Source organism: Serratia sp. 1D1416 (assembly GCF_003641105.1).
GTDB lineage: Bacteria > Pseudomonadota > Gammaproteobacteria > Enterobacterales > Enterobacteriaceae > Serratia > Serratia ficaria.
On the sequence record NZ_CP032738.1, the window covers coordinates 3490632 to 3513372 of the forward strand.

Annotated in this window: 23 protein-coding genes and 2 pseudogenes; 6 read left to right on the forward strand and 19 right to left on the reverse strand. The window is 59.7% G+C overall.

Annotated elements, in window-relative coordinates; genetic code table 11:
• Positions 1–3: 3 nt before the first annotated feature.
• On the reverse strand, positions 4–195 hold the full coding sequence (locus tag D7I37_RS16830) for a hypothetical protein (RefSeq protein ID WP_061798305.1): 192 nt from the start codon (positions 193–195) through the stop codon (positions 4–6).
• A complete protein-coding gene (locus D7I37_RS16835; protein WP_061798306.1) occupies positions 185–562 on the reverse strand; it encodes a MysB family protein in 378 nt (125 codons plus the stop codon). The genes D7I37_RS16830 and D7I37_RS16835 overlap by 11 nt, the downstream gene beginning before the upstream one ends.
• A 196-nt stretch (positions 563–758) precedes the next feature.
• Here D7I37_RS16835 and leuA point away from each other — a divergent pair, with 196 nt between their 5' ends.
• On the forward strand, positions 759–2435 hold the full coding sequence (gene leuA / locus D7I37_RS16840) for a 2-isopropylmalate synthase (protein ID WP_095096953.1): 1677 nt from the start codon (positions 759–761) through the stop codon (positions 2433–2435).
• Here the strand turns inward: leuA and D7I37_RS16845 are convergent.
• A complete protein-coding gene (locus tag D7I37_RS16845; RefSeq protein WP_061798309.1) occupies positions 2398–3186 on the reverse strand; it encodes a helix-turn-helix transcriptional regulator in 789 nt (262 codons plus the stop codon). The two genes, leuA and D7I37_RS16845, sit on opposite strands and share 38 nt — an antisense overlap.
• Before the next feature lie 198 nt (positions 3187–3384).
• Here D7I37_RS16845 and D7I37_RS16850 point away from each other — a divergent pair, with 198 nt between their 5' ends.
• Complete coding sequence (locus D7I37_RS16850) at positions 3385–3783, forward strand: VOC family protein (RefSeq protein ID WP_129544021.1); 399 nt, start codon at positions 3385–3387, stop codon at positions 3781–3783.
• Between the two features lie 49 nt (positions 3784–3832).
• Here D7I37_RS16850 and D7I37_RS16855 read toward each other — a convergent pair whose 3' ends face one another.
• From D7I37_RS16855 to D7I37_RS16870, 4 genes are all read right to left on the reverse strand, one after another.
• Positions 3833–5386: a peptide MFS transporter gene (locus D7I37_RS16855; RefSeq protein WP_061798310.1), complete on the reverse strand. Its 1554-nt coding sequence runs from the start codon at positions 5384–5386 to the stop codon at positions 3833–3835.
• A 474-nt stretch (positions 5387–5860) separates the two neighbouring features.
• On the reverse strand, positions 5861–7099 hold the full coding sequence (mdtG, locus tag D7I37_RS16860; protein ID WP_129544022.1) for a multidrug efflux MFS transporter MdtG: 1239 nt from the start codon (positions 7097–7099) through the stop codon (positions 5861–5863).
• A 198-nt stretch (positions 7100–7297) separates the two neighbouring features.
• Entirely contained in the window at positions 7298–7582 is a 285-nt protein-coding gene (locus tag D7I37_RS16865; protein ID WP_095096958.1) for a YciI family protein, read from the reverse strand.
• A gap of 101 nt (positions 7583–7683) precedes the next feature.
• Positions 7684–8604: a Kdo(2)-lipid IV(A) acyltransferase gene (locus tag D7I37_RS16870; protein ID WP_061798313.1), complete on the reverse strand. Its 921-nt coding sequence runs from the start codon at positions 8602–8604 to the stop codon at positions 7684–7686.
• 278 nt (positions 8605–8882) lie between these two features.
• Between D7I37_RS16870 and D7I37_RS16875 the strand changes: the two genes are divergently transcribed.
• Positions 8883–9044, forward strand: coding sequence for a histidine kinase (locus D7I37_RS16875; RefSeq protein WP_129544023.1), 162 nt, complete (start codon positions 8883–8885; stop codon positions 9042–9044).
• Positions 9045–9063: 19 nt separating this feature from the next.
• Here D7I37_RS16875 and D7I37_RS16880 read toward each other — a convergent pair whose 3' ends face one another.
• Complete coding sequence (locus D7I37_RS16880; RefSeq protein ID WP_129544024.1) at positions 9064–10161, reverse strand: NADH:flavin oxidoreductase/NADH oxidase; 1098 nt, start codon at positions 10159–10161, stop codon at positions 9064–9066.
• A gap of 211 nt (positions 10162–10372) precedes the next feature.
• Here D7I37_RS16880 and D7I37_RS16885 point away from each other — a divergent pair, with 211 nt between their 5' ends.
• Entirely contained in the window at positions 10373–11440 is a 1068-nt protein-coding gene (locus D7I37_RS16885; RefSeq protein ID WP_061798317.1) for a rhodanese-related sulfurtransferase, read from the forward strand.
• A gap of 38 nt (positions 11441–11478) precedes the next feature.
• Here D7I37_RS16885 and D7I37_RS16890 read toward each other — a convergent pair whose 3' ends face one another.
• Both D7I37_RS16890 and D7I37_RS16895 read right to left on the reverse strand, forming a co-directional pair.
• On the reverse strand, positions 11479–12057 hold the full coding sequence (locus tag D7I37_RS16890; protein ID WP_061798318.1) for a YceI family protein: 579 nt from the start codon (positions 12055–12057) through the stop codon (positions 11479–11481).
• A gap of 23 nt (positions 12058–12080) precedes the next feature.
• Positions 12081–12635 (reverse strand): cytochrome b, encoded by a 555-nt coding sequence (locus D7I37_RS16895; protein ID WP_061798319.1) that lies wholly within the window; start codon positions 12633–12635, stop codon positions 12081–12083.
• A 453-nt stretch (positions 12636–13088) separates the two neighbouring features.
• Between D7I37_RS16895 and D7I37_RS27380 the strand changes: the two are divergent.
• Positions 13089–13211 (forward strand): annotated as a pseudogene (locus tag D7I37_RS27380) (pheromone autoinducer 2 transporter); the annotation flags it as partial.
• Positions 13212–13450: 239 nt separating this feature from the next.
• Here the strand turns inward: D7I37_RS27380 and D7I37_RS27710 are convergent.
• From D7I37_RS27710 to pyrC, 8 genes and pseudogenes are all read right to left on the reverse strand, one after another.
• A pseudogene (locus D7I37_RS27710) lies at positions 13451–14164 on the reverse strand (zinc-dependent alcohol dehydrogenase family protein); the annotation flags it as partial.
• Between the two features lie 2 nt (positions 14165–14166).
• Positions 14167–14283, reverse strand: coding sequence for a DUF2770 family protein (locus tag D7I37_RS16910; RefSeq protein WP_073970319.1), 117 nt, complete (start codon positions 14281–14283; stop codon positions 14167–14169).
• Positions 14284–14405: 122 nt separating this feature from the next.
• A complete protein-coding gene (locus D7I37_RS16915) occupies positions 14406–15032 on the reverse strand; it encodes a LuxR family transcriptional regulator (protein ID WP_095096963.1) in 627 nt (208 codons plus the stop codon).
• 227 nt (positions 15033–15259) lie between these two features.
• The gene (gene solA / locus D7I37_RS16920; protein ID WP_095096966.1) at positions 15260–16375 is read right to left on the reverse strand and encodes an N-methyl-L-tryptophan oxidase; all 1116 of its coding nucleotides are present in this window, start codon (positions 16373–16375) and stop codon (positions 15260–15262) included.
• Between the two features lie 142 nt (positions 16376–16517).
• The gene (bssS, locus tag D7I37_RS16925; protein ID WP_004927812.1) at positions 16518–16772 is read right to left on the reverse strand and encodes a biofilm formation regulator BssS; all 255 of its coding nucleotides are present in this window, start codon (positions 16770–16772) and stop codon (positions 16518–16520) included.
• Positions 16773–16972: 200 nt separating this feature from the next.
• The gene (locus D7I37_RS16930) at positions 16973–17251 is read right to left on the reverse strand and encodes a hypothetical protein (RefSeq protein ID WP_061798324.1); all 279 of its coding nucleotides are present in this window, start codon (positions 17249–17251) and stop codon (positions 16973–16975) included.
• A 138-nt stretch (positions 17252–17389) separates the two neighbouring features.
• Complete coding sequence (dinI, locus tag D7I37_RS16935; RefSeq protein ID WP_061798326.1) at positions 17390–17629, reverse strand: DNA damage-inducible protein I; 240 nt, start codon at positions 17627–17629, stop codon at positions 17390–17392.
• 80 nt (positions 17630–17709) lie between these two features.
• Positions 17710–18756: a dihydroorotase gene (gene pyrC / locus D7I37_RS16940; protein WP_129544025.1), complete on the reverse strand. Its 1047-nt coding sequence runs from the start codon at positions 18754–18756 to the stop codon at positions 17710–17712.
• A gap of 218 nt (positions 18757–18974) precedes the next feature.
• Here pyrC and D7I37_RS16945 point away from each other — a divergent pair, with 218 nt between their 5' ends.
• Entirely contained in the window at positions 18975–19262 is a 288-nt protein-coding gene (locus D7I37_RS16945) for a putative quinol monooxygenase (protein WP_061798328.1), read from the forward strand.
• Between the two features lie 55 nt (positions 19263–19317).
• On the opposite strand, the gene rne is transcribed toward D7I37_RS16945, so the two are convergent.
• Positions 19318–22728: a ribonuclease E gene (gene rne, locus D7I37_RS16950; protein ID WP_129544026.1), complete on the reverse strand. Its 3411-nt coding sequence runs from the start codon at positions 22726–22728 to the stop codon at positions 19318–19320.
• Between the last annotated feature and the right edge of the window lie 13 nt (positions 22729–22741).

Here is a 22741-nt window from a genome sequence, read left to right on the forward strand (position 1 = left end):
GCATCAGCGGGTGGCGAATACCGCCGGCCGATAGCCTTTCTGGCCGCAACGGAAGGGCGCCAGCGCCGTCATGCCCAGCCCCTGCACCTGAGCCGCCGGCGAATGCGGGTTATCGTCGTCGATAAACAGCGCCCCGACGTCAAAATCGGCGCGGGTTCGCGCCAGGACGGCGGCAAGCGGGCGCTCAGCGCTCATCCCACTCGTCGGCGGCCGCCTGACCCTCTTCGGTGTCCGGCGGCGGTTCGAGCAGGAAATCGCCTTCTTCCCATTCGTACAGGGTGTTTTCATCGATCCATTCGGCGGTGATTTCCACCTCGTCGTAATCGCCGTCAAAAATCGCCTGAGCGGCCGCGCCGCTGCGCAGCGTCAGGCACTCGACCGCCTCGCCTTCCTCTTCGAAGAATTCCGCCTGCCACATGATGTCGCCATCCAGCATCACGTATTTCTGCAGGTTGAACTGTTGCGGCACCGGCGGCTCGTCGCCATTGCCGCCTTCGGCGGTATCGATAAAGTCTTCGCGCGCTGCTTCGATGGCTTCTTCCAGAGTTGCATACAGGCTCATGTTCGCCTCCGTTGACGATGAGGGGGTAGGGGCCAGCGTCATGACAAACGTCAGAATTAATTGTTGCTTCACTGGCGCAGGATGCAAATTTTTTTGTTGTCCGTTTTGCGACGACGGTTGTCCGTTAGGCGGGCGCAGGGAAAGGCGCGGCGGGAAATAATGGCCCTAACGTTCAGCCCAGTCCCAGGAGAATTTTATGTTAATCGACCCTTCAGGCAAATATCGTCCCTTCCCGCCGGTGGCGTTGGCCGATCGGCAATGGCCGGGGCGCACCCTGCAGCAGGCGCCGCGCTGGTGTTCCAGCGATCTGCGCGACGGCAATCAGGCGCTGGCGGAGCCGATGGATAACGCCCGCAAACGCCAGTTTTATCGGCTGCTGCTGCAGTGCGGTTTTAAAGAGATTGAAGTGGCTTTTCCCTCGGCCTCGCAGACGGATTTCGATTTTGTGCGCGGGCTGATCGACGAACAGCTGATCCCGCACGACGTCAGCATTCAGGTGCTGACCCAGTCGCGGGACGATCTGATCGACCGCACCTTTGAGGCGCTGCAGGGCGTTCCGCGCGCCATCGTGCATTTGTATAACGCCACCGCCCCGATGTTTCGCGACATCGTGTTTCGCCAGGACAAGGCCGCCACCGTGGCGCTGGCGGTAAACGGCGCGCGGCGCATTCGCCGCCTGTGCGAACAGCAGCCGGAAACGGCCTGGACCTTTGAATATTCGCCGGAAACCTTCTGTTTTACCGAACTGGAGTTCGCGCTGGAAATTTGCGAAGCGGTGGCCGACGTCTGGCAGCCCGGCCCGCAGCGGCCGATGATCATCAACCTGCCGGCGACGGTGGAGGTCAGCACGCCCAACGTTTACGCCGATCAGATTGAATGGTTTTGCCGTCATTTCAGCCAGCGCGCGCAGGTGACAATCAGTGTGCATCCGCATAACGACCGCGGCACCGGGGTGGCCTGCGCCGAGCTGGCGCTGCTGGCGGGCGCCGACCGGGTGGAAGGCTGTCTGTTCGGCAACGGCGAGCGCACCGGCAACGTCGATTTGGTGACCTTGGCGCTCAATCTGTATACCCAGGGCGTGGCGCCGGGGCTGGATTTCAGCCGCTTAAAACAGGTGGTGGAGGTGGTGGAGCAATGCAATCAGCTGCCGGTGCATCCACGGCATCCCTATGCCGGTGAGCTGGTATTCACCGCGTTCTCCGGTTCTCACCAGGATGCGATCAAGAAAGGCTTCATCGCGCAGCAACAGCGGCAGGACGGGCTGTGGCAGGTGCCTTATCTGCCGCTCGATCCCGCCGACGTCGGCTGCAGCTATGAGGCGGTGATCCGGGTCAACAGCCAGTCCGGCAAAAGCGGCGCCGCCTGGTTGCTGGAGCAGAATCATGGGTTGTCGTTGCCGCGCGGGCTGCAAATCGATTTCAGCAAGCGGGTGCAACAGGCCACCGACGGCAGCGGCAAAGAGATGACCTCCGCGCAAGCATGGCGACTGTTTCGCGACAGCTATGGCCTGGTGGACCTGCCGCGGCTGCAGCTGCTGAGCTATCAAACGGAAAGCCACGGCGTCGAGGCTTACAGCTTCAGCGCCCGGGTGTTGTGGCAGGGGGAACAATTGCGGCTGTTGGGCGCCGGCAACGGGCTGCTTTCCAGCGCGGTGGATGCGCTGCGCCAGCGGTTTGGCCTGAGCCTGGCGATAGAAGACTATCATGAACATACGCTGGGGCATCAGAGCAGCAGCCGTGCGGTGGCCTATATTCGCTGCACCCTGGCGCACGGCGAGGCGGCCTATGGCGTCGGCATCGACGTTGACTCCGCCAGCGCCTCGCTGCAGGCGCTGTTCAACGTCGCCGGTCGCTATCTTGGGGCATCTTGCTGAAATATTCGCTGGGCGCTACGCCCAGCATGCGGCGAAACATGGCGCTGAAAGCGCTGGGGCTGTCGTAGCCGAGATCCAGCGCCACTTCCAGCACCGAATGCCCGGCCGCCAGCGCGTTCAGCGCCGCCAGCAGGCGGGCGCGGCGCACCCAGTCGCCAAAACGCAGGCCGGTTTCGCGCTGAAAGCGGCGCGACAGGGTGCGGCCGCTAACGTTGAGATGAGCGGCCGCCTGTTCCAGCTCCCAGGGCTGCGCCAGCGTTTGCTGCATATGGCGGCACAGCGCCAGCAGGGGCGCATCGCGCGGCTCCGGCAAATGCAGCGGCAGAATGGGCAACACCCGCAGCTCATCCAGGATCAGTTCCATCACCCGCTCATCGCGGCCGCCCGGCGGATAGCCCGGCGCAATGTCCATCGCACTGATAATCAGCTCGCGCAGCAGCGGTGAGATTTGCACCACCTGACACTGCGCGGGCAGATCGGCGCGCGCCAGCGGATCGATAAACAGCGTTCTGGCCGCCACCTTGCCGGTGATGCGCAGGCTGTGCACCATTTGGGCCGGCAGCCAGACGCCGCGCCCGGGCGGGACCACCCAGCTGCCCAGCCGGGTATCGACCTGCACCACGCCGCTGAGGCTGTGGATCAGCTGCGCGCAGTTGTGATAGTGGTCGGGTTCGAAATCACCGTGCAGGTAGTCCTTGGCCAGCGGCCTGATCGTTTCGTCGGCCGGCAGGAAATCGTGAAACAGCAACATCGTCGGGCGGCCTCCGCAGGCTGGGGTAATAACGACAGCATGCCATGCGCCATGCCCCCGCACCAGCCTGTGGCGCAGGCGCGCCGCATTTCTTGTCAGGTAGTCAGCTTCCGCAGGGGTATATGCTGGCGCAATTGTTTTGCCGGGGATAGTCCCGAATGGCGGCGGCCCATGGTTCAGCATCACACGGAGGGAATAATGTCGACCGAAAAAGCGGTGTTGCGCGTGGCGCGCCCCAGCGATCGTCTGCAGGAGATCGCCGCCATGTATTGCCGGGGGCTGGGGTTCGAGATCCTGGGCGAGTTTGTCGATCACCAGGGCTTTGACGGAGTCATGATCGGGCATCCGCAGCATGCCTATCACCTGGAATTCACCCATCACCACGGCGTACGGGCGGGGCGGGCGCCGACGCAGGATCACCTGCTGGTGTTCTATCTGCCGGAGGCGGATGAATGGCGGCAAGCCTGTGAACGCATGCTGGCGGCCGGTTTCTCTCCGGTCAGCGCCTACAATCCGTATTGGGATCGGCTCGGGCGCACTTTCGAAGATGTCGACGGCTATCGCGTGGTGTTGCAGCGCCAGGACTGGCGGCAGTAAAAAAGCCGGCGCATCAAGCGCCGGCTGCAGGGGACCAGCCTGGCTTCCGTCAGGCGCTGGTGACCGGTTTCTGCTCGCTCTTGGTCTGGGTATTGGCCAGCATGCGGCGCACCGGCACGATCAGGACGATCAGCACGGCGGCGCAGATTAACAGCGCAATTGAGCAGCGGGCGAACAGGTCCGGCAGCATGTCCAACTGGTCGGCCTTGACGTGCCCGCCGATCAGGCCGGCCGCCAGGTTGCCCAGCGCGCTGGCGCAGAACCACAGGCCCATCATCTGGCCGCGCATTCTTTCCGGCGCCAGCAGGGTCATGGTGGCCAGGCCTATCGGGCTCAGGCAGAGCTCACCCAGCGTCAGCATCAGAATGCTGCCGACCAGCCACAGCGGCGATACGCCGGCGCCGCCGTTGCTCAGCACGTTCTGCGCGGCCAGCATCATCAGGCCGAAGCCGGCGGCGGCGAACAGAATGCCGATCACGAATTTGGTGATGCTGCTCAGGCGCACCTTGTTGCGCGCCAGCGCCGGCCATGCCCAGCTGAATACCGGCGCCAGCAGGATGATGAACAGGGCGTTGATCGACTGGAACCAGACCGCCGGGATCTCGAAGCCACCGATCATGCGGTTGGTATAGTCGTTGGCAAACAGGTTGAACGAGGTCGGTTTCTGCTCAAACGCCGACCAGAAGAAGGCGGCGGAAACCAGCAGGATGAAGCACACCAGCAAACGCGCGCGCTCCTTGCGGCTCAGGCCGGCGAACACGAACAGGTAGATGAAGTACAGGGTGACCGACGCCGCGATCACGTACACCAGCGCGCTGGCGACCTCGACCGGGTTGATGACGATCACGCCCTGTGCGATCAGGGTGATTATCACCGCCACGCCCAGCGCCAGCGCCAGCAGCCAGGCGCCAACGCCGTTTTTCTTGGCGACCGGGCTGTTCCAGGTGGAGTCCAGGCCCACTTCGCGATCGTAGCGTTTCATCGCCGGCACCGCAAATACGCGGAAGATCACCAGCGCCACCAGCATTCCGATGCCGCCGATGCCGAAGCCCCAGTGCCAGCCGTGCGATTTAATCAGCCAGCCGGAAATCAACGGCGCAATGAACGAGCCCATGTTGATGCCCATGTAGAACAGCGAGAAGCCGCCGTCACGGCGCGCATCGCCTTTTTTGTACAGGGTGCCGACCATCACCGAGATGCAGGTCTTGAACAGGCCGGAGCCGAGCACGATGAACATCAGGCCGATAAAGAACAGGTTGTTGCCCATCACGGCGGAGAGGGCGATGGACAGGTGGCCGAGGGCGATCAGAATCGAACCGTACCACACCGCCTTGCGCTGGCCGAGCCAGTTATCCGCCAGCCAGCCGCCCGGCAGCGCGGCCAGGTACATGCTGCCGGCGAAGATGCCGACGATCGCCGAGGCGTTTTCGCGCGCCAGCCCCATGCCGCCGTCATAGACGGTGGCCGCCATAAACAGGATCAGTAACGGCCGAATGCCGTAAAACGAGAATCGCTCCCACATTTCGGTGAAAAACAGCGAGCCAAGCGGATAGGGGTGGCCGAAGAAGGTCCGGCTTTCTTGTTTGTTAACAGAGGATTGCATAACGTCTTCCCAATAAAGTGCGCCGCATTGCGGCAGCGGATACTGTGGTATGTATGTGTATTTAAGCAAGGCGATCCGCCCAATGCGGATTACCCGACAAAACCTCAGCCGCAGCGCCTGTAAACCGTGGAAAGCGCGCCGGCCATTTTTTCACTTAGCCGATGTTTTACATCTGGCGTGATATTATTTAACCATTTGATAACTGGATGATGGTTTTGTCTAGTCCCTGTATCCCATTTTTTAGATGAAAAGTCGACAAACATCTACTTTCTTGGTTTTTACGTTGGTTGCGACAGGAATATGATTGACAGCGGGTTTTATGCGCAGAAAGACAATTAACCTTTTATAAACAAAACGTTGGGATGGGATTTTTCTTAATGGAAGGAAAAGTCGCCGTCCGGAGGGAGGCATTGTTAAAAGTAGGGTAAACGGGCCATTGGCCCGTTCAAGGCAAGAAGCTGGTGATAAATTGGCCTATCGCTCTTCCTGCAGGGTGTCTTCACGCATCCGCGCCGGCCGGCGCTGCAGGCACCACCACGAATAAACGGCGTTGAACAACACCACCAGCGCGGTGACGCAAAATACCGTACGGAAGCCGTAGCTGGCGGAGACCGCCGCGCCGAGCAATGGGCCGCTGACGTTGCCCACGTCGCGGAACGACTGGTTATAGCTGAAGATGCGCCCGGCCACCTGATTGGTGCAGTTGTAAATCAGCAGCGTCTGCACCGCCGGCAGCAACGCGCCATCGGCGGCGCCCAGCAGGAAACGCAGCACGCCCAGCTGCCATGGGGTCTGGACAAAGGCCATCGGGATCAGCAGCAGCACCGATACGATCAGCATGAACACCAGGATCCGCTCGGGCCCGATGCGGTCGCCCAATTTGCCCAACCGGGGGGCGCTCATCAGCGCCGCGACGCCGGGCACCGACGCGATCAGGCCGCTGATAAACGCCAGATTGTGGGTGTCGCCGGCCAGGTCACGCACATACAGCGTCAGGATTGGCGCGATCGAACCGGTGGCGACCTGGATAATCATGGTAGTGACGAACAGGCTGAGGATCAGCTTTGGGCTTTTCAGCGACGCGAAGACCTGCCGCGCGTGCAGCATGTCTTTTTTCTGTACCGGGGTGAATTGCTCTTTAACGCACAGCAGCGTCAGCACAAAGCAGGCGAACAACACGGCGGCGGTGATATAGAACACCGGCCGCAGGCCGTACTGGTCGGCCAACAGCCCGCCGATCAGCGGGCCAATCAGCGCGCCGCTGACGCCGCCGGTGGACAGGGTACCCAGCGCCCAACCGCTGCGATTGCGCGGCACCTGGGTGGCGATCAGCGCGTTGGCGTTGGGGATAAAACCGCCGAGCAGCCCCAATACGGCGCGCAGGGCGAGAAACTGCCAGATATTCTGCGCCATGCCCATCAGCGCCATCACGATGGCCATGCCCAGCGCCGAACGCAGCAGCATCAGTTTGCGCCCGCGCCGATCCGCCAGGCCGCCCCAGAAGGGCGAGGCGATCGCCGAGAACAGGAAGGTGATGCTGAATACCAGCCCGGACCACATGTTCAGCGCCTGATGGCCGGTAACGCCCAGCGCCTCTACGTACAGCGGCAGGAACGGCATGATCAGGCTGAAGGCCGCACCGGTGAGGAAACACCCCAGCCAGGTGACGAAAAGGTTACGTTTCCAGTTAACAGGTTCTGACGCCGGAGCCATAAATTACCGCTGCTGAGAAGGTGGCGCGCTTTGCTCGCGGGCGAAGAGGGGGCAAAGCGTGAAAGTTAGCCTGATAAGTATGCGCCTTAACGGCGGGGACGGCAATTGCAGGGCGGCATTTCGCAGGAAAATGAAATAAAGTTTTAAGAATAAGTTATTAGCGGTATTCCGCGCTTAACGCGCGGAATTTATGGGTTTTTATAATCCGGCCAGGGCTTCGAACCCGGCGGCGGTGGTGGTGGCGCTGAAGTCCGTCACGTCGTAATGCGCGACGGCGTTAAACGGATCCTCGGCCAGAATGGCGTCCAGCCGCGCACGCTCAATGCCTTTGGCCAGGATCACGCCGCCGGTGCGCGGGTTTTTGCGGCCGGAGGCGACGAAGGTGCCGTCCTGGAAGTATTTCTTCAGCCAGGCGATGTGCCCGTCGAGATGGCTGTCGACTTCGCCGATAGGGCGGTGATAGGTCAGGTTTACAATGTACATAACGGCTCCCGGGTTAGCGCTGAGGGTTTTAACATCCCACCCTTGTCGCCGATTCTCAAGCCCCGCCGATCAAAAAAACCCGCCGGTCGGCGGGTTTGGGGTCAGTAGAGCGAAGGTTCGCCTTCCGGGCGGGTCTTGAAGCGGCGGTGCAGCCACATGTACTGATCCGGCGCCATCAGGATCTCTTTCTCCACCACCTTGTTCATAAAGGCGGCGGCCTCGAGTTCATTATCCAACGGGAAGTTTTCCACCGCCGGCTGCATAATCAGCTCATAACCCTTGCCTTCCGGCAGGCGGCGCGGGGTGAAAGGAATGATCGCCGGCTTGCCCATCCGCACCAGCACGTAGCTGCCGGTGGTGGTGGCCGCCTTTTCTACCGCGAACAGCGGGGCGAACACGCTGCTGCGCGGACCGTAATCATGGTCAGGCGCATACCAGATAATGTCGCCCTGTTTCAGGGCGCGGATCATGCCTTTCACGTCCTTGCGGTCCAGCATCGATTTATTGGAGCGCATGCGGCCCCAGGTTTGCAGCCAGTCCATCAGTTTGTTGTCGTGCGGCCGGTAAACGCCGATGCCCGGGTTATGGATGCCGAAGATGCGCGCGCCCAGTTCCAGCGTCAGAAAGTGCAGGCCAATCAGCAGCACGCCCTGGCGGTTGTCCCGCGCTTTTTGAATATGCTCCAGCCCGCTGACCTGGAACCAGCGCTCGATACGCCAGTTTGGCCAGAACCAGGCCATGCCGGTTTCGAACAGCCCCATGCCGACCGACTCAAAGTTTTTCACCACCAGCGCATCGCGTTCGGCCTGCGGCATTTCCGGGAAACACAACGCCAGGTTACGTTGGGCGATGGCGACCCGGCGCTTGAGAAAGCGCATCGAAAATCGTCCGAGCGAGGTGCCGAGCCGATAGATCACCGGATAAGGCAGCAACACCAACAGGTAAAGAAAACCGATACCGAACCAGGTAAGCCAGTAACGCGGATGCAGCAAAGAGCGATTGAAAGAGGGAACTTGAGTCATGTGTTCTCAGCTTGAAAGCAGTCATTTTACGATAATAACAGAGACATACCCCGGCCTGGAAATCGGAGGAGCCCAGCCGCGCAGGTCTTTTTCTGCCGTTTATTGTCCGCTATTGTGGCATTTTTCTCGCGCAACGGGAAAATTCAGCGCATTAAAACATAATTTTTAGTGATGGTTTTGCACCTGGGTATTGCCGCCGTTGCGTAAATCCACAAAAAGAATAAGACAGAACTCTGCGACATCAATATGATAGCAGAGTAATTATTTTGGAGAGAGTCATGTCGGCGTCATGGTTAAGTGCGGGCCTGTTGGTCCTGGGAGCATTGCTGGGCAGCCTTGGCGCGGATCTGCAATGCAACCCGCTGCTGGCGGTGGCCGGCGTAATGTTGCTGGCGGGGATGGTGACATCCGGTTTTACCGAGTGCGAGAGTGGGCGCTGAACGCCCACCGTTACCCGATTCAGACGTTGTTGAACAACCCTTTCAGCACGTGGGGCTCGGAACGCCAGTACTGCGGCGGGGCATTGACCTTGTCGCCTAACTTGGCCGCGGCATGCCATGGCCAGCGCGGGTCGTAGAGAATACCGCGCGCCAATGCCACCATGTCGGCCTGGCCGGTGGCGACTATCGCCTCCGCCTGTTCCGCTTCGGTAATCAAACCGACGGCGATGGTCGGCAGGCCGGTTTCCCGTTTGATCGCTTCGGCGAACGGCACCTGGTAATTGGGGCCGACCGGAATTTTTTGCCGGGGCGACAGCCCGCCGCTGGAGACGTGGATATAGTCGCAGCCCAGTTCTTTCAGCGCTTTGCTCAACGCGACAGACTGCGCCAGATCCCAGCCGCCCTCGACCCAATCGCTGGCGGAAATGCGCACGCCAACCGCCTTGCCGGGTGAAAATGCCGCCCGCACCTCGCTGAAAATCTCCAACGGCAAACGCATGCGGTTCTGCAAGGAACCGCCGTACTGGTCGCTGCGCTGGTTGGCCAGCGGCGACAGGAATTGGTGCAACAGGTAGCCGTGCGCGCCGTGCAGTTCGATCAGCTCAAACCCCAAACGGTCGGCGCGCCTGGCCGCCGCGACAAACTGCGCCTTCAGCCCGGCGATTTGCTCCAGGCTCATCGCCTGCGGGGTTTCGTCATGCGCGGCGAACGGCAGCGCAGAGGCGGACAGCGTTTGCCAGCCGCCGCTGGCCGCGCCAATTTGCGCGCCGCCTTCCCAGGGCACGGCGCAGGACGCTTTGCGCCCGGCGTGGGCCAGCTGAATGCCCAGCGGCAGGGTGGCGTGCTTTTTCACCGCCTGCACCACCTTGCCCAGCGCCTGTTCGGTCGCGTCATCCCACAGGCCGAGATCCTGGGAGGTGATGCGCCCTTCAGGCGAAACGGCGCTGGCCTCGACAATCAGCAGGCCGGCGCCGGACAGCGCCAGATGGCCGAGGTGGATGGTATGCCACTCGGTGGCCCGGCCGTTATCGGCGGAATATTGGCACATTGGCGCGATGGCGATGCGATTGGGCAAGGTGAGCGGCCCCAGGGCGATCGGGCTAAACAGCTGACTCATGACATTCTCCTGATCCGTGATAAATAAATCGATAGCGAGCTATCATTAGGCTTATCGGGATTTGTGAGCGTCGTCAAGTTTCAGCCGACGCGGGGGCACGCCTGGCTAATGCTGCGCGGCGTCGGATTTTCGGGTATCATGTGCGCCGCGCGCGGGCCAAGCGCCTGCGCGCGGTAACTCAGTCACCTCCCGAGAGACAGGAAAGTACACCATGCCAGTGTTACATAACCGAATTTCTAATGAGGAACTGAAGGCGCGCATGCTGGCCGAAACCGAGCCGCGCACCACAGTTTCTTTTTATAAATACTTCACCATCGACGACCCGAAAGCGTTTCGCGACAGCCTCTATATTCAGTTCGACCAGCTGAAGGTATTCGGCCGCATTTACGTGGCGAAAGAAGGCATCAACGCGCAGATCAGCGTGCCGCAAAACAATTTCGACGCCTTCAAGGCCGCGCTGTTCGCTTCACATCCGGCATTGGATCAGGTGCGCCTGAATATCGCGCTGGAAGACGACGGCAAATCCTTCTGGGTGCTGCGTCTGAAAGTGCGCGACCGCATCGTGGCCGACGGCATCGATGATGAAAGCTTCAACCCGGCGAACGTGGGCGAGTATCTGCAGGCCGATCGCGTCAATCAGATGATTGACGATCCGAACACGCTGTTTGTCGATATGCGCAACCACTACGAATATGAAGTCGGCCATTTCGAGAACGCCATTGAGGTGCCTTCAGACACCTTCCGCGATCAGCTGCCGATGGCGGTGGAAATGCTGCAGGACAATAAAGACAAGAATATCGTCATGTACTGCACCGGCGGCATTCGTTGTGAAAAAGCCAGCGCCTATATGCTGCATAACGGCTTCAAAAACGTGTATCACGTAGAAGGCGGGATTATCGAGTACGCGCGCAAGGCGAAAGAGCAGGGGCTGCCGTTGAAGTTCGTCGGCAAAAACTTTGTGTTCGACGAGCGCATGGGCGAGCGGATCTCCGAGGACGTGATCGCCAATTGCCATCAGTGCGGCGCGCCTTGCGATACCCACACCAACTGCAAGAACGACGGTTGCCACCTGTTGTTTATTCAGTGCCCGAGCTGCGCCGCCAGGTTTGAAGGCTGCTGCAGCGAGATCTGCCGCGAGGAGCTGAAGCTGCCGCGCGAAGAGCAGCGCGCCCGCCGCGCCGGCCGCGAAAACGGCATTAAAATCTTCAATAAGTCGAAAGGGCTGCTGCAGACCACGATGCACATTCCGGCACCGGAAGAAGACGGCCCAGCTCGCTGAGCCTGATGAAAAGCGCGGCGATCGCCGCGCTTTTTTTATTACTTCTCGCGCACGCCTTCCACGGAAATAATCAGTTCCACGTCCTGCGACGCCGGGCCCAGATCGGTGGTGATGCCGAAGTCTTTCAGCTTGATTTTACCGTTGGCTTCAAAGCCGGCGCGGTAGCCGCCCCAAGGGTCATTGCCCTGGCCAATCAGCTTGGCGTCGAGCGTGACCGGCTTGGTAACGCCGTTCAGCGTCAGGTTGCCGACCACCGCATAGCCTTCGCCGCTCTTCTTCACTTCGGTAGATTCAAACTTGGCCTGCTTGTTTTTCTCGACGTTGAGGAATTCCGCGCTGCGCAGGTGCTTGTCGCGCTCGGCGTGGTTGGTGTCGACGCTGGCGGTGTTGATGGTGACGTTGACCTTGTCCTTGGACGGATCTTTTTCGTCGAAGGTGAAGCCGCCGTCAAAATCTTTGAAGCTGCCGTACAGCCAGCTGTAACCCAGGTGCTGGATGCGGAATTCGATAAAGGCGTGTTGCCCCTGTTTGTCGATTTTGTAGTTCGCGGCCAATGCGGAACCGGCGCTCAGCAGCAGGGCGCCTGCGGTCAGGCCCAGTACGGTCTTTTTCAACATAGCAATCTCCATAAATCCAAAGGTTAATCGGCGCTGCTACCCAGCATCCGTTTCAAAGTGACATCACGATCAACGAAGTGATGCTTAAGCGCGGCCAGCCCGTGCAGTACCGAGAGCACTACCACGGCCCAGGCCAGATAAAGGTGAATGGCGCCGGCGGTATCGGCCTGCTCCGCCATGCCGGTGACGGTGGCGGGGATGTCGAACCAGCCGAACACGCCGATCGGCTGGCCGTCGGCGGTGGAAATCAGATAGCCGCTGATCAGAATGCTGAACAGCACTACGTACAGCGCCAGATGGGCCAGAATAGCGCTGACGCGGGTAAAACGGCCGTAGCTCGCCAGCGGCTTGGGCGGCGGCGACACGAAGCGCCAAATCACCCGCACCACCATGACGATAAACAGCAGGACGCCGATGCTTTTATGGATCTCGGGCGCCTGGTGATACCAGACGTCGTAATAACCCAGCGTCACCATCCACAGGCCGAGGGCGAACATGCCGTACACCGTCAGCGCCACCAGCCAGTGGATCAACACGGAAATGTGACCGAAGCGGTCGGGGGTATTTTTCCAGAGCATGCCGTTTCCTTACTTTCCTCAATTTCCGAGTGCAATGATTAAACTTTAGGAAACATAAAATCAATAATAAATTTAACTATGTTACTACTTTGAAATATTAATCAATGGTTTTGCTGAAGAAGGTAAGAGTTAATCAATTAAATCGTTGGAGTGCATATTATTTTTCTAAAAAGCTATTTTTATTAGTTGTTGAAATATCGGCTTATTATTTATTACTGTCAGCTTTTGTCATGTTACGTAAATAGTCGCGGCGGCAGCGGCGATAAGCCGCTAGCAAAGCTTGCTGATTATTTCCAGCGGCGGAAGAATAAAATCGACGTTTATCCGACCAGCGACGCTAATTTGCCAGTGGACCCTGGCGGGAGTTTGCTAACATGGCTGTATCTTGCGGCGCCATCGGAGCGGATACCTCCATGGAATGCCAAGGAAAAGTCATGGGCAAAACGCAAGTGACCGGTCGGCATGCCGCTGACGATTATCGCCCGCATCGCGCTGGAGACCGCCGAGAGCGGGCACCGGCTGGCGGTTATTCTGGGTGACGGCCGCCCGGACAAGGCGGCGCTGCCGCCGGAGTGAAAAAGATCTTGCCGTTTACGCCGGGCTGCGCGGCGTGTTGCAGCGCCGAGGCATATTGATGCAGCGGGTAAATCGCGGCCGGCGGGCGCAGCCTCAGCCTGCCGTGGCGCAACAGCTGGAACAATTGATGAAACGCCGTTTGCCCATTGTACGGCGTCGGCTTGCGCATTCCATTTGCGCAGATGAAACAGCGAGGCGCGCAGCTTCAGCTCATCCACGATGCGCCGCCACTCCAACTGGTTACCGCCGAGCAGGCCGAGAGCGACAAAATCGCCGCCGGTGCGAACCGCCCGCGCCAGCTGCAGGCCTTGCTCTCCACCTACGCAGTCAATGGCGGCCCGGGCGCCAAAACCGGCCATACCGCGCAGCTGCGGAGCCTCTATCACCCGCCAGGCGCCGGCATTCAGCAGCGTTCGCCGGTGAGCGGGATTACGCGCCACCACCGCCAGCCGAACGCCGCGCTGTGCGGCCAGCTGCGCCAGCAGCAGGCTGACGGCCGAGCCGCCGCCGTTGACCAGCAGCACTTCGCCGGGGCTTAGCGGCAGCCACTGGGTCAACAACACCCAGCAGGTCAGCGGGTTGATGTAGATCTGCGCCGCGCTGGCGTCGTCGATATCGTCCGGCACCCAGACTATTCTGTGGCGATCCAGACTAACGCAGGTTTGCCAACTGCCATCGCCCATGATCGCCAGCGCGCGTCTGCCGCTTGGCCGGCCGGTCAACGGGTCGAGCGTTTCGCCCACGCCCTCGTAACCCGGCACCTGCGGCAGGGCGATCCGATGCGCATATTGGCCGTGGATCGGGATCAGATCGGAGGGGTTGATCGGCGCATAGCGCATCTGCAGCAAGGCGCGATCGGGCCGCGGCCCGGGCAGGGCCCGATGTTCAAGTTCCAGCACCTGCGCCGGTTCACCGAAGCGGTGAAAGCTCAGGCGGGGATAGGGCGGTGGCATGGTTACAGCATAAGGAAGAAATAGAGGTCCAGCGCCAGCAGCACCAGCCACAGGCAAAGGTACAGCACCAGATGTTCGCGCACGTTGTTGACGACAGCCGCCAGTATTCTGTTTAACATTTCCAACCGCCTGAGGATAAAGTCCCCAGATTATAGTCCTTTTGCCGCCGGCTTTAATACCTTGGCAGGCCGTGGGGCTGGCTAGCGGGCAGAAAAAAGCCTGCTCTGCGGCAGGCCCGATATTATACCGCCAGCAGGCTCAGCGGCGTCGAGTTGGCCGGCGTGGCGGGCGGGTAGAAATAGCGCAGTACGTTATACAGCGAGTAAAACTCCAGGCGGTTGCGGGCGTTAATCTTTTCCGTGATATGCCGTTTATGCACGTAAACCGTATGCGAGCTGATTTGCAGCTTTTTCGCAATGCGGTAGTTGGGCATTTCCGCCATCCAATATTTCATCACCGTCAGCTCCTGCGGGCTGAACAGCGAGTGTTCGACGCTGTCGTCCAGCAACGGGAACGGATTTTCCCGCAGGCTGCGCAGGGCGAAGGGGAGAACGCTTTTGTTGAACAGGAATGCGTTATCGGCGATGCGCATTGGCGTTTCGCTGTAGGGGTAGGGCGTATCCAGATAGATGAAGGCCAACGCCGACCGACTGGCCGCCATAAATGCCTGCAGCTGTTGGTCATCTTCGCCATAACGGCAGTGATTGGTGAGGTTCACCAGGATATGGCTTGGCTGAAAGCTGGCCAGCAGCGGTATGGCGGACCCTATGCTGCGGCAGCATTTGACCGCCGCGAAACCGTTGTCAGCAAAATAGCTGGCGATACCGACCCGGGTGAAGCAGCATTCGTCCACGACTAGCAGTTTCATGGTGACGTCCTTGTTGATGGTGCTAAAACCGATAGGGGTATATCCACTGTAAAATAGGGCTTACACCCTGGGGGATCAATTCGGAAATTCGACGGGCAAATATAAGAAATTTCCGTCATCTGCTTTTTTACTTGATATTTAAAAGAGTTAGCAGATTAATGAATTGTAACTCAGGGCGCCGACTGCCCGCCGGGACCAAGGGCCGGGGCGGGACGCGCTGGAAAGACTCAGTCAAAGCGCTTCAGTGCGAACGGCGAGACGTCCACCGGTGGGGCTTTACCCTGGGCGAACAACGCGGCCACTTCACCCAACACGCTGGCGAATTTGAAGCCGTGGCCGCTGAGGCCGGTAATGACCATCAGATTATCGCACTCCGGCAGGGTGTCGATAATAAAGTCTTCGTCCGGGCTCATATCATAACTGCATGCTTCACCGTGTAAACATACGCCTACACCCGGCAGGAACTGCCGCAGGAAATCGAACACTTCGGTGCCGTCGCTGGCATAGCTGCCGAAAGGTTTCCTCTGTTCCGGCGCGTCCATCGGCTGCCCGCCGTCGTGTTTGCCCAGCTTGAGCCCGTCGTTATCCGCCGGGAAGCCGTAATAGTGGTTGCCGTCCTGCGCTTCAACGGTGAAGGCCGGAAAGCGATTATTGGTGCTGTAGCGCCCATCCGCCTGATGCCAGGAAAACACCTTGCGCAGCGGTGCTACAGGCAGCTGCGGCAGCAGGGCTTTCACCCAGGTTCCGGCGGTTACCACCGCTTTGCGGCCGCGGAAACGCCCTTCGGGGGTCACTACCTCGACGCCGCCGTCAATCGGCTCTACCGCGCTGACCGGGCAATTGAACAGCTGGCCGCAGCCGGCCTCATTGGTCAGCCTGATCAGGCTGGCCACCGCCTGATCCGAACGCAGGAAGCCGGCATCCGGCTCAAAGACGCCGACATAGCCTGCCGGCACCTTGAATTCGGGCCAGCGCTGGATAATCTGTTCGGCGCTGAGGGTTTCGGTATTCAGGCGAAATTTTTGCGCGCTCTGCTGGGCATTGCTGATGAATTCGGACTGCTGCGGCCCCAGGTTCAGTACGCCGCAGGACTGGAACAGCTCCTCACCGGTTTTTTGGATCAGGGCGTTCCACAAGGCCTGGGCGCGCAACACCAGCGGCACGTATTTTTCACCCTCACCGTAGGCGTGCCGGATAATGCGGGTGTCGCCGTGATGACTGCCGTTACGGTGCGGGGGCATGGCGCTGTCGATCATCAGCACTTTCAAGCCGGCCTGTGCGGCATAATAGCCCGCGGCTGCGCCTACTGAACCGCTGCCCACCACAATCAAGTCATATTCCACGTGCCATACCCTCTCTGTCAGATGTCGCTTTTCGCATTATGATAAAAGGTTGAGCGCCGCAATGCATCCGTTGTGCGCCATGCAGGCAAAGAAAAAGGCGCCGGAAATAATCGCGGCGCCTCAGGGGGTTGAGTTTGGTGAATTAGTGCTTTCTTCTGTCAAGGTCCTGGTAATCCGTAGCTTCGATCTTGGCGATGCCGGCCTCTAAAATATTGATTAATTGACGGGCGACATCTGTAGTTAGCCAAAGCGTTCTGTCTACTTGGGCTTCTTCGGGCGTTTGGTCTAGTGAAGACAGGTAATGAAGGCGTATCATCATGGCGTCATAAACGTCGACAGTACTGATATCCCAACCAACAAGCGGGTGTGTCTGAATTACTTCATCATTTCTGTCCATAAAGACCCCTTATTGAGTAGTAACTACCGTGAGTGACTAACGAGGATCAATGCGGCTCATCATCATGAGAGCAATTACAGTATACGCATCTGCTTTCATCGTTGGAGCATTTCCCTGCTTCTTTTGCAAAATAAATATTTATTTGAACAATTATTCTACAATTTCGTCTGCGAATGGTTGAGCGATTAAAAACGGGCGGGCTATTGGGTATCCGGCGACGGCGGGGCGCTGTGCAGGCGTTTTTCCAACTCTTCCGCCAGGTGGGCGAAATGCTTTTGCGTCTCGGCGTCGCGATTCTGGTTTTGCGATTCCAGCTTCAGGCTATGAATCAATAACTGGTTGGCTTTGTCATCCAGACCAAACGCCAGATAAGAGAATGCGACCTCCAGCACGCTCAAGCGCCTTTTTTGATCGGCAATCAGCGCCAGCAACTCGCCAAAGGTCATTGCTTCTTCGGTTTTCACCTTGTCCGGGGCCATGCTAAATACCTCCTGTTAAAACATTCAGTACAAACCAGATGCGGGCTTTATTTCAGACTAAGGTTAAGCGATGAACGGACCGGGCGCCAGAAACAAAAAAGCCGGAGAGCGACCCCCGGCAAAAACAGCATTGCAGTGTTATTCTGCGCTGAACCATTCGTCAGCGCTTTCCCAGGTTTCCTGGAGTATTTCTTCTATCAGATCCCGGTCGGTTTTGGCGCCGCCCAGAACGGAAAGCCCGTTGGCGCCGGCATAACGCACCTGAACCACGGCGCCGGGAAACTGGCGGTTCACTCGTTTGCTCAGTTCGCCGGTCAGCGCCTCGATGGCCCCCGACGGCAAGGGTTTGGTTTTATCTACAGTGACTTCAACACGCATAATTGCCCCCGAAGCGATTTACTGTGTATTTATACAGTTAACCCTTGGCGGGAGCAATAGGCAGCGTTAAAAAAATATTGTCAGTCCTTCAGCGACCAGCTCAGGGTTTCGCCGGCCAGGAACGGAATGACCGATTCGTCGCCCAGCGCGATCTCTTGCGGCTGGGTGGCCGGCGCCCGCTGCAGCTCGATGAAGTCTTCGTTGACCGGCAGGCCATAGAAGCGCGGCCCGTTCAGCGAACAGAAGGCTTCCAGATGTTCCAGCGCGCCCAGTTGGTCAAAGACGGTGGCGTAGGCCGGTATGGCATTCGGCGCGTTGAAGACGCCGGCGCAGCCGCAGCTGGACTCTTTGCGGTGCTTGGCGTGCGGCGCCGAGTCGGTGCCGAGGAAGAAGCGGTCGGAGCCGCTGGCGACCGCTTTGCGCAGCGCTTCCTGATGGATATTGCGTTTCAGGATCGGCAGGCAGAACAGGTGCGGGCGGATGCCGCCAACCAGCATGTGGTTGCGGTTGAACATCAGGTGTTGCGGCGTGATGGTGGCGCCGAGGAAACGATTGCCTTCCTGCACGTATTGAGCGGCTTCCTGGGTGGTGATGTGCTCGAAGACGATCTTCAGCTCGGGGAACTGCTGGCGGATAGGCTCCATCACCTGGTCGATAAAGCGCGCTTCGCGATCGAAGATATCGACGTGAGCGTCGGTCACTTCGCCGTGGATCAGCAGCGGCATGCCGATTTTCTGCATCTGTTCGAACAGCGGATAAATGCCTTTCACATCGCTCACGCCATGACTGGAGTTGGTGGTGGCATTGGCCGGGTACAGCTTGGCGGCGGTAAACACGCCCTGCTCGAAGCCGTTCACCAGCTCGGCGGCGGACAGCGAGTTGGTCAGGTAGCAGGTCATCAGCGGGGTGAAGTTATGGCCCTGCGGCACCGCGGCCAGAATGCGATCGCGGTAAGCGCGCGCAGCCTCCACGGTGGTGACTGGCGGAGCCAGATTCGGCATCACAATCGCCCGGCCAAACACCTGACTGGTATAGGGCACTACCGTTTTCAGCATCTCGTCGTCACGCAGATGGATATGCCAGTCGTCAGGGCGGCGGATTTTCAGGGCTTGAGGTTGTGCGGTCATGTTGCAGGGCTCCGGCGGTCAGAAAACGTCTAAGTAAAAGCGAATAATGGGGGTTATTCACGCCGGGGTGTAAGGATAAGCGGAAAGCGCCCGCGATGCATCTGTTTGTTGCAGGCAAGTTGAAATCAGTAGGCTGTCGGGCGCATAGTGGCAAGGATTTTAACGATCCCGGCACCCGCCCGGCGGTCGACCTTTATCATCTGGAAAGGGAGAGAGAAATGGAAGTACGCGTTATTGCCACCCTGCAGGCGAAACCCGAGTTTGCATCCGCCGTCAGCGAGGCGGTGCATGAAATTATCGAACCAAGCCGCCAGGAGCTGGGCAATCTGCAGTACGATCTGCATCGCGATCTGGAACAGCCGGGCACCTTCGTGTTTTTCGAACGCTGGGCCAGCAGCGAAGCGCTGAATAAACACAACGCCACGGCGCATTTTCAGCGGTTTGTCAGCCAGGTAGACGGCAAGCTGGACCTGCTGGATATCAAGCAGCTGAAGAAAATTGCCTGACCGCAGGTAAGAAAAAACCCGCCGAATGGCGGGTTTTTTTATCGCATGGGCTAACTTATTCGTTAACCGGCTGCGGTTTGGTGGCCGGCGCCGTCGCCTGGTTCACCGCGGCGTGACCGCCGGCGGAACCTTTACCTTCGAAGTTGAAGGAAGGGCGCTGCCAGTCGCTGTGCTTGCGTTCTTCGGGCACATAGGCTGGCGCCGGGGCCTTGGTCATCGGCGCCGTGGCGATATGCTTATACAGCGCGTTCTGCACGGTTTTCACCGGCGTTGGCTGCTGAATGACCGGCGCAGTTTCGACAACCTCCGGGGCCGCCACTTCCTGCTGTGGCGCTTCTTCCGCCACCGTTGCAACCACTTCCGCAGTTTCTTCAGCAACGGTTTCAGCTTCAGCAGCGGCGGCAGGTGCCGCTTCAACCGCCGGCTCGGCTTCGACAACCGCCGGCGCAGGCTCTACGGCCGGTTCTTCCGCCGCGACGGCGACCGGCGTTTCTTCTGCAACCGCCGGCTCAACGGCTTCCGCTTCAGGGTCTGCCGCAGTTTCTTCTGTTTCTTCCACTACGGATACGGTTTCAGCTTCGACGGCGGTTTCTGCAGCGGCTGCAACCGGCTGGCTGTCGACCGCCGGCTCGACGGCTTCCGCCGCAGCCTGGGTTTCTTCCGCTTCGACCTTCGCTGGCTCGGCTACGGCAGCGATAGCCGGCGCGGCAACGGCAACGGCGGCGGCTTCCGGCGCCATCACGTTGTCGGCGGCGATTTCGCTGGCTGCGGCCTGAACTTCAACTTCTTCGGCCTGTGCAGTTTGCGTGACCGGGTAGCTTACCCACACTTTGCCCGATGCCATTTCCGGCGAGGCGAAAGCCCCGGCCAGCGGCATTGGCGACTGCAGCGGATAACGCTCATCACGATAGCGGCGACGGCGCTGACCGCTGACGCGCAGGTGGCGCGGTGAGCGCCGTGAGCGGCGCGGCATGCCGTTTTCGCCATTAGCGCGTTCGCCCTGCGCATCGTCTTCGGACGGAGCGGCTACGGTTTCCGGCAGCAGTTTCACGCCGTCTTCGGCGCTTGCCGGCTGAACGTCTTCGATTTTGGCGATCGGCGCTTTTGGCGCCAGCAGTTCTTCCGCTGCGCGATGCAGTTCTTCTTCGGCTTCGGCGGACAGCACGCGGACTTTCTGCGTCAGAGGACGGCGCTGGCGACGCTGCATGTTCTGCTGACGCTCTTCCTGCTCCTCATCGCTTTCAACTACAGCCTCAACGCTTTCCAGCGCTTTCACTTCCTGCTGAGCCTGACGCTTCTCTTCCTGGCGGCGGCGCTGACGTTCCGCGCGTTGCTCACGGCGCTGCTGCTGTTCTTCACGCTGCGCTTTAGCGGCTTCTTCCGACACGGCCTCTTCGACAACCGGCGCATTTTGTTGCTGGTTGCGGCGGTTGCGGCGCTGCTCTTCGCGAGACTCGCGGTTTTCGCGGCCTTCGCGGTTGTCGCGCGGCTCGCGATTTTCACGGTTGTCGCGTTCGCCGCGGTTGTCACGGCCTTCACCGCGCTCTTTGCGCTCGCCGCGTTCCGGACGATCGTTGCGTTCGCTACGCTCACCGCGCTCGCCGCGTTCTTTACGGCCGGTACCCTGACGGCGCTGGCCGCGACGGTCCTGGCGACGGTTTTCGCCGGTGCTTTCCGCCTTCGGCGCTTCAACCGGTTTGGCTTCAACGACGGCAGGTTGTTCTTCGGCGGCAAACAGCGCTTTCAGACCGCCGAACAGACGGCCGAACAGGCCCGGCTTGGCGGCGACCACGGCTGCAGGTTTGGCGGCGGCGGCGGGTTGGGCAACGGCCGGCTCTTCGGACGGCGGCGGTGCGTCAGCAGCCAGAGAGAAGGACGCCAAGGCTGGCTGTTCCGGGCGCTTGCGCTCCATCGGCGCATCTTCCAGCGGCTGAGCCATCTCTTCTTCATGCAGCTTCGGCAGCAGGTAGCTGAGCGTTGGGGTTTCTTCGCCCTTGCGCACGCGCAGCACCGAGTAGTGCGGGGTTTGCATTTGATCGTTCGGCACGATGACCGCTTTCACGCCACCCTGGCGTTTTTCGATCGCGCTAACCGATTCGCGCTTTTCGTTCAGCAGGTAAGAAGCAACCTGAACCGGCACGATGGCGTGAACTTCTTTGGTGTTTTCCTTCAGCGCTTCTTCTTCAATCAGACGCAGAATGGACAACGCCAGCGATTCGTTATCACGAATGGTGCCGGTGCCGTTACAGCGCGGGCAGACGTGATGGCTGGATTCGCCGAGCGACGGGCTGAGGCGCTGACGCGACATCTCGAGCAGGCCGAAGCGGGAAATGCGGCCGATCTGGATGCGCGCGCGGTCCTGACGCACGGCGTCGCGCAGGCGGTTTTCAACTTCACGCTGGTGGCGCACCGGGGTCATGTCGATAAAGTCGATAACGATCAGGCCGCCGAGGTCGCGCAGGCGCAGCTGGCGGGCGATCTCGTCCGCCGCTTCCAGGTTGGTGTTGAACGCCGTTTCTTCGATATCGCCGCCGCGGGTCGCGCGGGCGGAGTTGATGTCGATGGCGGTCAGCGCTTCGGTGCTGTCGATGACAATCGAACCGCCGGAAGGCAGACGCACTTCACGCTGGAAGGCGGATTCGATTTGCGATTCGATCTGGTAATGGCTGAACAACGGGATTTCACCGCTGTACAATTTGATTTTGCTGCTGAAATCCGGGCGGCCCAGCGCAGCGATGTGCTCTTTGGCCAGATCGAGAACCTTCGGGTTGTCGATCAGGATTTCGCCGATGTCCGGGCGCAGGTAATCGCGGAATGCGCGCACGATGACGTTGCTTTCCTGGTGGATCAGGAACGGAGCAGGGCGGCCTTCGGCGGCCTTCTTGATCGCTTCCCAGTGCTTCAGGCGGAAGGACAGATCCCACTGCAGCGCATCGGCGGATTTACCGACGCCCGCGGTGCGAACGATCAGGCCCATGCCGTCCGGCAGTTGCAGAGAGGAAAGCGCCTCTTTCAGTTCGGTGCGGTCGTCACCCTCGATGCGGCGGGAAATGCCGCCGGCGCGCGGGTTGTTCGGCATCAGCACCAGGTAACTGCCGGCCAGGCTGATGAAGGTGGTCAAGGCGGCGCCTTTGTTGCCACGTTCTTCTTTGTCTACCTGAACGATGACTTCCTGGCCTTCGCGCAGCACATCTTTGATGTTCGGGCGGCCATGGGAAGAATAGTTACTTGGGAAGTATTCGCGGGCGATTTCTTTAAGAGGGAGGAAACCATGTCGTTCTGCGCCGTAGTCCACGAACGCTGCTTCAAGACTTGGTTCAATGCGGGTGATTTTGCCTTTGTAAATATTCGCTTTTTTCTGTTCATGACCCGGACTTTCAATATCCAAATCATACAGCCGCTGTCCATCTACGAGGGCAACACGCAACTCTTCCTGCTGAGTTGCGTTAATCAACATTCTTTTCATCTTAACTTACTCG